The organism is uncultured Pontibacter sp., from assembly GCF_947499215.1.
Classification (GTDB): Bacteria; Bacteroidota; Bacteroidia; order Cytophagales; family Hymenobacteraceae; genus Pontibacter.
The window spans coordinates 101,018-112,686 of record NZ_CANMNI010000001.1 but is presented as its reverse complement, the minus strand read 5'-3'; the positions used below and the strand labels follow the sequence as shown (position 1 = coordinate 112,686).

Below are 11,669 nucleotides of genomic sequence, written 5' to 3'. Positions count from 1 at the left end.
AAATAACTTTTTAGGAACGGTTGGGCACGTAAGTAAAACTTCATATTCCAAATGTCGTTTCTAACGAGACACATAAAAATACTACTATGAATAACTTATTCAGAGGATTGCTTGCTGGCTATGGTGCTAAAAAACTAGGTGGAGGATGCTTCAGTACGATTCTAATTTTTGTAATTATTTGGGTGGTGCTTGGTCAATGTAGCAATACAATTAAATCGAACGAAAGCGAAGAAAACACGACTAATCAAACCAAGATAAAAGAATCTGGATTTGTCACTTCATGTGCCCCCGCCATTTGGTAAAAGTTTGTGTGCTTTTATGCTAATTTACTGCTTCCCCAATCATGGGTGTAAGTAGGGCACATGATACACTTATTTAATTCAACTAACGGGTTTGTGCAGCCGATGCCGATGCGAAGCAAAGGTTAAAGCTGCACCGGGTTAGGCTGTGTTTTTCTTAAATCGTTTTATGGATTCCAACTCTTGCTGCTTGTTAGACTTCTCTTCTTCTAAATCGTAATCATCTTGCAAACCCAGCCAAAACTTAGGAGAGTTTCCAAAGTAGTAGCTTAGCCTCAAAGCCGTGTCTGCTGTAATGCGCCTGTTTCCTTTCAAAATTTCAGATACTCGGGTCTGAGGAATTCCAATGTCCTTTGAGAGTCTGTAGGCAGTGATATTAAGAGGAACAAGAAATTCTTCTTGTAGTATTTCTCCCGGATGGATATTAAGTAGTCGCTCCATGTTGTTCTTTTTAGTGGTAATCTATAATTTCTACTTCTGATGCTTGGCCGTTACTCCACTGAAAGATGATTCTCCACTGGCTATTTATCCTGATACTGTAGAATTCTTTCAGATTTCCAGCTAACTTCTCCAATCTGTTGGAAGGAGGAATTCGAAGGTCAGCGATATCCTGAGAGTTATTTAGCATTCTTAATTTACGTCTTCCAATCGTCTGGATTTCAATAGGCAGCTTCGCTACCCTTTCCCCATTCCATATTTTTTCAGTTTCCTTTGACCCGAAAGATACAATCATACTTACTTTTAACGTTACTAACGCCAAAAGTAAGTATTAAGTTTAATTCTTAAAAGATTTGTAGAATTTTTATTCTTTGAAATACAGCCTAACGTGACTCGTGCAGCTTATGGGCGAAGCGTAAGCAAGGTTTCTTAAGCATTGTGTTGTACCATTTAGTTATTATACCTTAATCCGATGGAGCTGCTGCCGCCTTTTTCATCATAGCCTACCCACACTTCACCCCAACTAATTGTCCTCTCTGAACCCAACTCTGTATTGAGCCATTTGTTAAAAATGACGTCATTTTGCCTTTCTTCTTTTTCACTGCATGATTCCCAGCCTTTACTTAGGTCATACTTTAATTTGCTAAACCCCAAGCTTAGTTCTTTTAGTCTTTCATCAAGAAAGCCAAAAGATATAATAAAGTATAGGTTAGCGACTTTTACATTTCTGACGTTATACCATTTCCAGCCATTCCCCATATCTAGTTCAGACTGGCTTTCTCCAATGTCCATACTTTTTATCTCTCCAAGTGTCATTGTAGGCTTTATAGTTTTATCAAAAGCCAATTCAACGAAGCCAGTCTTTCTATTTATCATTTCTATTTGGTACAACGTGCTGGTATAGCAAATGGCAAGGCGTCAGCCGCAGCATAGATGCTATACTTTGTTGTATGGGGTTATTTTTCAAATTTTTGTACAGTCAAGCAACTGTTGTCCTGCGATAGTTCGAAGTTGATTGCCCACTGGAAATCAGTATCAAATACTGTCATTAATGTGTCTCCGCTTTGGTCGGCTCTATCGAAGCTTAGAGAACAAATTACATACTTTAACCAAGGCCCACCAAAATTCAACAGCCCGATTCCAACGTAGTCATTTACAGCTTGGTCAATTACATTTGTCCTAAACCAGACGGGGCGATTACTATAGGTCTTTGGGAAGCTGATTTGAATAAATTTGATGACTTCAGCTATTTCAACTTCCAGTTCTTGCTGGTTGAGTAAGTCTGGATTTTTTAAGTCCACTGAAATTACTTTTTCAAAGCTCTTTCCGCCAAGTCTTTCTAAAGTGATTCCAACATCATCTGTAGCGAACTCCTGTTTGATTCTTTTTTCGTAGTAGCCTAAGGCAAATTCCATCAGGTCGTTCATTCTATAGTTTTAATCCCATACAACGTTACTCGTGCAGCCGATGGGCGAGGCGGAGCCGAGGATAAGGGCTGAACTTTGTTGGCAACGGTAATTTTACCTTTTTCTTTCGATTAGCAAATTCAACAGGAGATAATTCAATGGTATAAAAGCTCCTGCCAAGATGATTATCATAAAGCCTAAGGCAATATCCCATTTGAGTATTTCCACATAAAAATAGATTTCCGCAGCCAAAAGAATCAAGTTCAATAACGAATACACCAGCACCTTCATATACTGCTTTCTTAATCTATAGTAGCTGTAGAGAATAGTAGCAAACGCAAGTGTAAAGGTGAAAGCTTCTACCCAACCTTTCATTGTGCTTTCTGGCCCCATTCCTACTACTAAGCCTACAAAGAGCATGAGTATGAACTGAACTATAACCAAGGTCACCATATGAGAGGCAATTATCGTTACCTGCTGGGCTAAGCTATGGTGGCTATCGTTATTCGTTTCTATCATCCACTTTTCTATAACTTATATTTTTGCCAACGGCTTGTATAAAAGACGAACGAGGCGTAGCCGAAGTGTGACTTGTATACCTTGTTGGGCAAATTACTTTTAATCTTCAGTTTCAATTCAAGGCCCAGCTGGAAATACATTCCATTTTTCACTTAATCTACCATACATTATTATAGCTAGAATTACCGCAGTAGCGAATTGAGATGTAAAAACTTGATCATTCATTGGTTGTACTAGGTACATCAAAAACCATTCTATTATGAGGAGGACAAAAAACAACAGAAATATTTTTGGCCCTTGAATGAATTGATAAACAAGCTCTAAGCTTTGGACTTTAGTTAAGACTTCGAATATAATTATCAAAGAGATGCTAAACCCTGGTAGAAAATAAATAATTAGTACAGGAAAATGAATTGTCGAAAAATCGAAGGCTAATATGGGAATCGAAATTAAACCAACTAAAGCTGAAGTTATAGAAACTAATATTTTTTTTAAAATATTCACAGGTGTCAAACTTTAATTGAATTATTGTTGAGAACAGGTAACTGTATGGTTATTTCGTTATTCGTATTATGCCCAACTACCTCGAAAGCGTGAACATACGGTTATTGGCACTATGTGCGAAGGGGAATATCTCCATTCTTAGCATATCCAAAGCACCTTTCTGGCCGTTTTTCTCCGCTTTCATCATTTTTATATTTACTTCAGCTAATATAAGATAATTCTACAAACAATCCAGTGGGCTGGTAATTTTATCCAGCGCGTAGCTCGTCACGTGGGTGTAGATCTCGGTGGTCCTGCTCGAGCAGGTGCGTGGCAAAGGAGTGGCGCAGCGTGTGCGGCGTGGCCTTCGTCTTCACACCCGCCTTCCCCATGCTGGCCCTGAAGACGCTGCGGATGCTCTCCACCGTGTACTGACCGCCCGTCTGCCCCTCAAAGAGCCACACCTTGGGGCGGTACTCCTTATAATAGGCCCGCAGGCTCTCCAGAAGCTTCTGCGAGAGCAGCGTGGTGCGGTCCTTCTTGCCCTTGCCGCCCCTGATAAAGAGCAGGTTGCGGTCAGACTGAACATCGGTGATCCTGAGGTTGATGACCTCGCTGATGCGCAGGCCCCCGGCGTAGAGCAGTTGCAAAAGGCAGCGGTGCTTGAGGTTTTCGGTGACGGAGAGAATCCTGAGCACCTCCTGCTTGCTGAGCACCTGCGGCAGGCGGCTGGGCTTCTCCGGGCGCTCCACGTCCTCTAGCCGCACGCTGTGGCGGCCCAGCACCCGCTGGAAGTAGAACTTGACGGCGTTGATCGACTGGCTCACGGTGGAGTGGGAGTACCTCTGGCTCTGCACCATGCCCCGGTGGTAGCGGTTTATCTCCTCGGCTGAGAAGGCGTTTATACTATCCAGTCCCTGAGCGCTGTGCCCGTTGAGGAAGCGCAGCAGCAGGGCGTGGTAGGTGCGGATGGTGTTCATGGAGTAGTTGAGCAGGAAGAGCTTCTCTATAACTGGCAGGGGGCAGGCAATGTAGGCCGGTCCCTTCACGTAGCCCTGCTCCCAGAGCCGCGCCTGCAGCGGCAGGTCCCGTAGCTGCAGCGTCTGGGCCAGCCACACCTGCGCCGTGCCCTCCAGCACGTCCAGCAGCTCATGGAACAGCGCACTCTCGTTGGCCATGGCAAAGCACTTGAACTCCTTTAGCCAGGTGCAGCCGCTGAAGCGCCACAGGCAGGTATAGATCTCCTTGCTGTACTGGAAGGAAAGCTGAATGAGCGTCCTGCCCTCGTACTCGAGCGGCTGCAGGCGCACCACAGGCAGGGCGGTCACCCGAGGCAGCGGGTCGGAGGCTTGGGATGAGGCCAGTATGGTCGCCCCTTCAGCGGGACGCAGACGTTTAGGCCTGTCCAGATAGCGGGCGTCCACCTTGGCCAGCCCCTCGAAGTGCTGGTGCAGCTTCTCAATGCATTGGTCGGTGCGGTGCATCACAAAGCACTTGTAGGTTTTGCTGTACTTGACCCATGGGGCCTCTTTCAAACGCTTGGCAATAAAAGGGTTGGCCTTGAACCAAAGGCGGATGAAGCGCTTCCCCTCATGCTCGAGGGCGTTAAGGTAAACAGCTGGCTGGGAATTGGTATGAGTCATAGTGCGTAGACGGTGATACTGACACTAAATTCGGGTATTCCACGTACTTAAGCGCAGACTATGCGCATAAGTGCGCATACAAACGTTTAAAATCGTTATAAACGTTTGTATGCGCTTATAACAGCATATAGCTTATGGATAATACGAAAAGAACCTGTGAAGCCTGTGACCAGCCACTGGTGGGTAGGGTCGGTAAGCGGTACTGCTCCAACCAGTGCCGCGCCGCGGCCAGCAACCGACGGCGCTCCGAGGACGAGGGCGAACGCCTGATGAAGGAGATCAACCACAAGTTGCGTCACAACCGCTTTGTGCTGCAGCGCCACAGCCCCGAGGGCAAGACCACCCTCAGGCGGGAGGTGCTCCAAGTGGCCGGCTTCGACTTCCGGCACTTCACCCACCTCTATCGCACCAAGCAGGGCAACACCTACCACTTCTGCTACGACTACGGCTATTTTCTGCTGCCCGACGAGAAGGTGCTCATCGTCAACTGGCAGCCTTACATGGAGCAGAATAAGGTATAGCGTAAACAAAAAAGCCCCGCCTGAAGACCAGACGGGGCTTTGTAAAATAGGAAAGAGGCTCAGTTTAATTTATCACCTCTGCTTCCTTCTCTTTTTTCTTAGCTGCTTTTTTAGCGGCTTTCTCGGCTTTGCGCTGCTCCCTCTTGGAGAGCTGTGTTGCTTCAACTGGAGTTTCAGCCTTGCGGCGTGCGTCCACTTGCGGCAAACCAGACGTGTTGTCGTTTACCAGCGTCATTTCCTGCACCAAGTGACCGGCTCCGGCAAACTTGTCTACAATGAAGAGCATGTAGCGCACATCCACCGAAATGTTACGTACTTGGTTCGGGTTGTAGGTGAGATCACTCATGGTGCCTTCCCAGTTGCGGTCGAAGTTCGTGCCGATCAATTGACCGTTTGCGTTTATCACCGGGGAGCCGGAGTTACCGCCCGTGGTGTGGTTCGACGCGATAAAGGCAACCGGCAGCTGCCCGTCTACGCCATAAGGGCCGTAGTCTTTCTTGTCGTACAGTTCCTGCAGTCGGGCAGGTATGGCGTAGTCCTCGGCGGCACCCGAAGCGGCTTTCTCAATGATGCCTTCCAGTGTGGTGTAGTACTTGTACTTCACGCCATCCACCGGCTCGTAAGGCTCTATTTTACCATAGGCTACACGCAGGGTGGAGTTGGCGTCCGGGTAGAACTTGCGATCCTGCTGCATCTCACGCAGACCGGCCACATAGGTTCTGTAGAGCAGGTTCAGATTGTCGTTTACCTTGGTATAGGTTGGCATTACATTGGTGCGGTAATAGTCATTGATGCTGCTGGCCAACAGGAAGCCCGGGTCGTTTTTCAGCGGGTTGGCTTTGCCGGATCTGATGTCGGCAATCGCTTTGCGCACTCCAGCCTCGGAAGTGAAGAGTGATTTGCCGTATACCTCGTCAGCGTACTTGCTGAAATCACCTTTATACTTCTGGCGCACGGTATTGAACGCCGTCGGTTGCATCTTCGGGTCAATGTTGTCGGCGTACATGCCCATCAGGGCCACAAACACTTTCTTGTCGGTAGGGGCGTTGTAGTTTTTGAAATAACTGGCAGCACCTTTCTCCAATCGGTCCAGCTGCGCATTGATTTCCTGCTGTGGCGCTTTGGCTTCTAAAAGTTCGTTTAGCTTGATGTAGTCGTTGGCATAACGAACCAGCTCAACACCCCATGCCGCTTCCATTATGTAATCACGGGAAATCGTAATGCCCTCCAGCTGCTTGTAGTTCTGCTCAAGTTCCGAAATAACATTGCCATAGGTTTGCTTGCGGCTGGCATCGGCATTGGCCCATGCCGTGAACTGCTTCTCTAGTTCCTGCTTGCGGGCAATGGTGTTGGCTTTGCGCAAACCGCGGTTCTCACCGATCCACTTCTTCCAAGCATTGGCCACACTGGCGTACTTGGCGGCATACTGGATGCGCACCGCATCAGAGGCTTTCATATCCTTGTCCAGAATGGCGAGTTTAGTATCTCGAAGCTTGATCTTGTGCGGGTTAGACACTTCGTAGATCTCCTCGATGGCATGCGAGGTCAGGTACTCATTTGTACGGCCCGGGAAACCGAACACCATCGTGAAGTCATTCTCCTGCAATCCACTCATAGAGATCGGCAGGTGGTGCTTCGGTTTGTAAGGCTTGTTGTTCGGTGAGTACTCCGCCGGATTGTTATTCTCGTCGGCATAGATGCGGAAAATGGAAAAGTCGCCGGTATGGCGCGGCCACATCCAGTTGTCGGTGTCGCCACCGAACTTGCCGATAGACGATGGGGGAGCACCTACCAGACGGATATCACGGAAGGTTTCGGTTACATACATGTAGTACTCGTTGCCATAAAAGAAAGGACGAATGATGGCATCGTAATGCGTACCGGCTGTCGCCTGCTGGCGCACCTTGGCAATGTTCTGCTGCACCATTTTCTCACGTTCGGCCTCTGTTACGTTGGCCGGTATGCCCGCCAGAATCTGCTGTGTAACATCCTCCATACGCACGATGAAGGTAGCGAACAGACCCGGGTTTGGAAGTTCCTGCTCCCGGTTCATGGCCCAGAAGCCTTCGGTGAGGTAGTCTTTTTCTACGGAGCTGTGGCTCTGGATCTGACCATAGCCGCAGTGGTGGTTGGTCAGCAGAAGTCCCTCCGAAGAGATCATCTCGCCTGTACAAAATCCGCCAAACGAAACGATGGCATCTTTCAGGCTTGACTGGTTGATGCTGTAGATGTCTTCGGCAGTGAGTTTCATGCCTTTTTTCTGCATTTCGGCTTCGTTGAGTTGCTTCAGGAGCATAGGCAGCCACATGCCTTCATCAGGCTTGGCCGTGCTTATACCCAAACTCAGACAGGCCGCAGCAAAAAATGCTATAATGCGCTTACTGATCATGGTTAGTTTATGTGTTGGTTTTGAAAGCCGAAGATAAGGAAGAAATATGAGTTTAAAGGTATACCTGTAGGGACAGGTCGCGACCTGTCCAATCGTGCAAAGAAGCACCCCACGAAGTACGGTACCCTACTAACGGAGAAAAAAAGTCTGCCCAACTATTAGATCCAGTTGCATAGATTAGTCTAATGCGCGGGCAGGTCTCGACCTGTCCCTACAGGTATAACTCCCAAACTCTACAACGTACCAATTGTCGGTTCAAAATTCTTATTACTCTCCCAAGCTTTGAAATTGGTGATCTCTTTCTGGAAGGAATCAATGAACCAAGCCATCAGGCTGATGTCGTCCAGAAAACCGATGACAGGTATAAAGTCTGGGATCACATCGAGTGGCGTAACAAGGTATAGCAGTACCGCCACGCCCACAAGCATCGATTTTTTAGACACATCGCGGTAATTACCATTGATATATGCTTTCACAAGCCGGATGAAGGTCTGCATCACCTCTTTCACCTGATCGAAACCGCTCTTGTCGCTGTCTACGTCCACTAACTTGCCATAGGCGGCAGTCAGAAGCATTCCTAGTTTGACGGGTTTGGACATAAGTCCGCCAGCTTTTCCTAACAATTTCTGAAATAGGCTGTTCTTAGACAGCTGTAGGCCTTTATTTATAAGATCTTGAATCATGTTTTTGTCTTTTGTTTGCGTCTTATACGGCATTGGCTGCGATTTGGTATCAGTAGGCTACTGAGACTAAAATAGCACACTTTTAGATTCAAAAATAATCTTTTGCACTTGCTTGACACTGTGGTTTTTTCTCCTTTAAATTGGTGTACCTTTAACAACAAATTATCCCATACTCTTACAGGCATGTCGCAAAGTATATGAAAGCGTCGCTCATTCTACTGGTGTCCTTGCTGATAGCAGCGGCTGCAGTCTATTTCGGTTCCTTTCTGGTACCTGACTCCTACGAAGTCAGTAGGTCGATCGTGGTGAAAGCGAAGCCGGAACATGTGTTCCCTTTACTGAATAACCCAACCCAATGGGAAAAATGGAATGCTTGGAACAAGGACTACGACCCGACCATGATCCGACTCTATGGCGGCCCGATGGCGGGAAAAGGGGCGTCGCAGCAGTGGCACGGCGACAAAGTGGGGATGGTGCAGATGCACTTCACCGAGAGCACGCCACCCTCCCAGCTTTACTACAAACAGCAGACGAAAGGCGAGCTCTTCGAAACCATCGGGATTTTCAGTTTGGAGCCTGTGGAAGGCGGCACTAAAGTAGTGTGGCACCAGAAAGCCCGCTCTACAGACGAGCCCTACGACAGGTATAGGGGCTTCTTCAAAAAGCTCAGGACGGAGCAGGAAACCGAACAGAGCCTGCTGGCGCTACAGGCTCTGTTTGAGCCAGCCATGGCGGCCAGAACCACAAGATAATGGGTCAAGCCTTTATTATTAGCTCCTGCTGATATTACAATTAACTGTTAGATCCCTTTGCAATAGCTTGCAATACAGCATCCGAAATAAGCAGTAAAGCAAAAGACCGCGACTAAGGTATAGCCGCGGTCTTTTGCGTTCTTCAGGTATAACTAAAGCAGTTCGTTGGCCAAATTGGCCAGTTCAGAGCGTTCGCCTTTGAGTAGGGTGATGTGCGCATAGAGCGGATGGTTTCTAGCCCGGTCTATGAGGTAGGAGAGACCATTACTCTGCGAGTCAAGGTAAGGCGTGTCGATCTGGTAGACGTCGCCCGTAAATACGATCTTGGTATTCTCACCCGCTCTGGAGATAATGGTCTTCACCTCGTGCGGCGTCAGGTTCTGCGCCTCGTCTACAATGAAGTAGATGTTGGAAAGGCTGCGACCTCTGATATAAGCCAGCGGCGTGATCATCAGCTTTTCCAGTTCGATCAGTTCCCGCACCTTCTGGTATTCCTTGCTGTTCTCAGCGTACTGGTTCTGTATATACTTCAGGTTGTCCCAAAGCGGCTCCATGTAAGGATTCAACTTCGATTTAATATCGCCGGGAAGGTAGCCGATGTCTTTGTTGCTGAGCGGCACGATGGGCCTTGCCAAGTAGATCTGCTTGTAATCGCGGCGCTGCTCCAAGGCACTCGCCAAGGCCAGCAGGGTCTTACCCGTACCTGCCACCCCTTGTATGCTCACCAGCTTGATGCGCGGGTTGAGCAATGCGTGCATGGCGAAGGTCTGCTCGGCATTGCGCGGCTTCACCCCATAGGCGCTCTGTTTGTCAACCCGCTCAAACTGATCGTCAGCTGGATTATAGTAGGAGAGGACGGAATTTTTAAAGCTCTTGAGCACATAAAAGTGGTTATCGGCCGGGGTGGCTTTCATAACCTTACCGCTCTCGCTGGTTCCCTTTTCGTAGAGGTCGTTGATGACAGTAGGGTCGATTTCTTCGAGCGTATCGCTGCCGGTATACAGCCCGGCAACATCCTGAATTTTGCCTGTTTCATAGTCTTCGGCAATCAAATTCAGAGAGCGGGCTTTCAGACGCAGGTTGATGTCTTTGGTCACCAACACCACTTTGCTTTTCGGGTAATCCTGCTGCATGTGCAGGGCCGAGTTGAGAATGTGGTGGTCGTTCTTGTCCCCAAAGATCTTGGTGGCATCCAAATTGGCGCTGCCATTCATCATCACCTTAAACTTGCCTTTGGTTTTGCCGTTGAGCGGGATCCACTCCTGCAGCATATGCTCTGACGAAAGCTTATCGATAAAACGGATGAACTCGCGGGCCTCGAAGTTTTTGATGTCATTGCCTTTTTTGAAATTGTCGAGCTCCTCGAGCACCGTGATAGGGATGGCTACATCATGTTCCTGAAAGTTCTGCACCGCGCTGTGGTCATAGAGTATGACAGAGGTGTCAAGTACGAATATCTTTTTCCCCTTGGGGTTTGCGGGCTTGGCGTCTGTCGGGGCTTTTACTTTGCTGGCCGTGCGTGAAATAGTATCGGTCTTTTCCTCTTGGGTCTTTGTTTTTCTAGGCATAAGGGCAGGGTTAAAAGGGTGGACTTTCTCTTTTTACGCAAACACATAGTGATAAGTCTATCTTTAAAAGCCAGTATTTTCCTTCACGCACAGGCCTTGTTACAGCCTGTAAGAAAAACTATTTTATAGCATATTGATTCATAACCGTTTATAGAATAAATCAGTATAACTAATTATTTAGTTAATAAAATAAAAATTCTTAGCTTTGCTTATAACAGAAGCTGCCAGATTGCGTGAAACTGTATAGTCAATTCCACTCAAAAGTCAATAACAGATGCTTATGAAACGATGCTATATCTATGGAATTATTCTGCTCTTACTATTGCCGCTAGCATTGCAGGCTCAACCTAAGCCCAAGAAGGGAGTATGGCCTTTTAAAATCAATCGCTTTGACAAAGAGGGCCGGCATCATGGCCGCTGGAAACTATACCTGTCTGACAACGCCACGTTGCTGCGCAATGGCCGATTTAAGCACGGAAAGGAGCGGGGCAAATGGCGCTATTACTACCCGGACGGCAGTATTCGGAAGATCGAGTATCACAAACCCCACACGAATGAATACCTGATTAAGCTGTTTCATGACAACGGAGAGCTGGAAAAGAAAGGTATGGCGCGTGTGGTGGAGACGGAGCGCACCATCCACTATTTCTGGTTCGGCACATGGGAGGTATACAACCGCGCCGGCCAACTGACTCATACCGAATATTATGAGAAGGGCAATGAGATAAAACTGGATCTGAGCACTAGGTCTGTTAAGTACTAGCAAAAGTATCCCCTTGAGGACAAGTGAGAACGGGAGTTCGAAGCTTGCGACCAAGGGTCAATAGGGGTTTAGCTTACAAAGTTAAAAAGGCCAGTAGTTGATCAATTTGCAATTTTTCCCGCAGCGGCGAATACCCCTCTGGCTCCCCTCAAGGGGAGAATCCAGATATCGCTTCGTCTATTTGTTTTGCCAAGAATTGACGTTA

At 47.5% G+C, this 11,669-nt stretch carries 13 protein-coding genes; 4 read left to right on the top strand and 9 right to left on the bottom strand.

Translation table 11 applies throughout. From position 1 onward, the window contains the following. Positions 1-86: 86 nt before the first annotated feature. Positions 87-302 carry a hypothetical protein gene (locus Q1A04_RS00465; RefSeq protein WP_299699672.1) on the top strand — a complete coding sequence of 72 codons (216 nt, stop codon included), beginning with the start codon at positions 87-89 and terminating at the stop codon, positions 300-302. Between the two features lie 138 nt (positions 303-440). Here the strand turns inward: Q1A04_RS00465 and Q1A04_RS00460 are convergent, their stop codons facing one another. The 6 genes from Q1A04_RS00460 to Q1A04_RS00435 form a co-directional block, all read right to left on the bottom strand. After that, positions 441-740 carry a HigA family addiction module antitoxin gene (locus Q1A04_RS00460; RefSeq protein ID WP_299699670.1) on the bottom strand — a complete coding sequence of 100 codons (300 nt, stop codon included), beginning with the start codon at positions 738-740 and terminating at the stop codon, positions 441-443. Positions 741-750: 10 nt separating this feature from the next. After that, a complete protein-coding gene (locus tag Q1A04_RS00455) occupies positions 751-1,032 on the bottom strand; it encodes a type II toxin-antitoxin system RelE/ParE family toxin (RefSeq protein WP_299699669.1) in 282 nt (93 codons plus the stop codon). Between the two features lie 155 nt (positions 1,033-1,187). Further along, a complete protein-coding gene (locus Q1A04_RS00450) occupies positions 1,188-1,613 on the bottom strand; it encodes a hypothetical protein (protein WP_299699667.1) in 426 nt (141 codons plus the stop codon). Between the two features lie 80 nt (positions 1,614-1,693). Continuing rightward, complete coding sequence (locus Q1A04_RS00445) at positions 1,694-2,164, bottom strand: hypothetical protein (protein ID WP_299699665.1); 471 nt, start codon at positions 2,162-2,164, stop codon at positions 1,694-1,696. A 93-nt stretch (positions 2,165-2,257) separates the two neighbouring features. Further along, on the bottom strand, positions 2,258-2,662 hold the full coding sequence (locus tag Q1A04_RS00440; protein WP_299699663.1) for a hypothetical protein: 405 nt from the start codon (positions 2,660-2,662) through the stop codon (positions 2,258-2,260). A gap of 752 nt (positions 2,663-3,414) precedes the next feature. Beyond that, positions 3,415-4,788 carry a tyrosine-type recombinase/integrase gene (locus Q1A04_RS00435; RefSeq protein ID WP_299699661.1) on the bottom strand — a complete coding sequence of 458 codons (1,374 nt, stop codon included), beginning with the start codon at positions 4,786-4,788 and terminating at the stop codon, positions 3,415-3,417. A gap of 134 nt (positions 4,789-4,922) precedes the next feature. Here Q1A04_RS00435 and Q1A04_RS00430 point away from each other — a divergent pair, with 134 nt between their 5' ends. After that, positions 4,923-5,309 carry a hypothetical protein gene (locus tag Q1A04_RS00430; protein ID WP_299699659.1) on the top strand — a complete coding sequence of 129 codons (387 nt, stop codon included), beginning with the start codon at positions 4,923-4,925 and terminating at the stop codon, positions 5,307-5,309. Positions 5,310-5,373: 64 nt separating this feature from the next. On the opposite strand, the gene Q1A04_RS00425 is transcribed toward Q1A04_RS00430, so the two are convergent. Together Q1A04_RS00425 and Q1A04_RS00420 are read right to left on the bottom strand one after the other, a co-directional pair. Beyond that, positions 5,374-7,698, bottom strand: coding sequence for a S46 family peptidase (locus Q1A04_RS00425; RefSeq protein ID WP_299699657.1), 2,325 nt, complete (start codon positions 7,696-7,698; stop codon positions 5,374-5,376). 233 nt (positions 7,699-7,931) lie between these two features. Next, the gene (locus Q1A04_RS00420; protein WP_299699655.1) at positions 7,932-8,297 is read right to left on the bottom strand and encodes a YkvA family protein; all 366 of its coding nucleotides are present in this window, start codon (positions 8,295-8,297) and stop codon (positions 7,932-7,934) included. Positions 8,298-8,578: 281 nt separating this feature from the next. Here Q1A04_RS00420 and Q1A04_RS00415 point away from each other — a divergent pair, with 281 nt between their 5' ends. Then, positions 8,579-9,133, top strand: a complete 555-nt coding sequence (locus Q1A04_RS00415) for an SRPBCC family protein (RefSeq protein WP_299699653.1) — start codon at positions 8,579-8,581, stop codon at positions 9,131-9,133. A 152-nt stretch (positions 9,134-9,285) separates the two neighbouring features. Here Q1A04_RS00415 and Q1A04_RS00410 read toward each other — a convergent pair whose 3' ends face one another. Then, on the bottom strand, positions 9,286-10,701 hold the full coding sequence (locus tag Q1A04_RS00410; protein ID WP_299699651.1) for a PhoH family protein: 1,416 nt from the start codon (positions 10,699-10,701) through the stop codon (positions 9,286-9,288). A gap of 280 nt (positions 10,702-10,981) precedes the next feature. Here Q1A04_RS00410 and Q1A04_RS00405 point away from each other — a divergent pair, with 280 nt between their 5' ends. Further along, complete coding sequence (locus tag Q1A04_RS00405; RefSeq protein WP_299699649.1) at positions 10,982-11,464, top strand: hypothetical protein; 483 nt, start codon at positions 10,982-10,984, stop codon at positions 11,462-11,464. Positions 11,465-11,669: the final 205 nt, after the last annotated feature.